This window comes from Mesorhizobium sp. M0678, from assembly GCF_040320505.1.
Lineage (GTDB): Bacteria > Pseudomonadota > Alphaproteobacteria > Rhizobiales > Rhizobiaceae > Mesorhizobium.
Genome location: NZ_JAMYPT010000089.1, coordinates 1 through 528, shown reverse-complemented (window position 1 = coordinate 528; position 528 = coordinate 1). Strand labels below are relative to the sequence as shown.

The 528-nt window shown below is 63.1% G+C and carries 1 protein-coding gene; it reads right to left on the bottom strand.

The window, feature by feature from the left end:
* Positions 1-526, bottom strand: a 526-nt coding sequence (locus NKI29_RS33405; RefSeq protein ID WP_352798703.1) for a TCP-1/cpn60 chaperonin family protein, incomplete at its 3' end; no start/stop codon positions are given.
* Positions 527-528 lie beyond the last annotated feature (2 nt).

The following is a 528-nucleotide window of genomic DNA, read 5'->3' as shown; positions in this document are numbered from 1 at the left end:
CAACGACTTCAAGCTCGGTCTCGGCGGTCTTTGCTTCCTCGACGGTGATGACGCCCTCATTGCCGACCTTCTGCATCGCTTCCGCGATCATCGAGCCGACCGAAACGTCGCCATTGCCGGCGATGGTGCCGACCTGGGCAACCTCTTCCGAGGTCTTGATCTTCTTGGCGTTCTTGATCAGCGTCGCGACGACATCGGCGACGGCGAGGTCGATGCCGCGCTTGAGGTCCATCGGGTTCATGCCGGCGGCAACCGCCTTGTGGCCTTCCTGGACGATCGACTGCGCCAGAACGGTCGCGGTGGTGGTGCCGTCGCCGGCGATGTCGTTGGTCTTCGAAGCAACTTCGCGGACCATCTGCGCGCCCATGTTCTCGAACTTGTCTTCAAGCTCGATTTCCTTGGCGACGGTGACGCCGTCCTTGGTAATGCGCGGTGCGCCGAACGACTTGTCGATGACGACGTTGCGGCCCTTGGGGCCGAGCGTGACCTTCACCGCGTCGGCGAGGATGTTGACGCCGCGCAGCATGC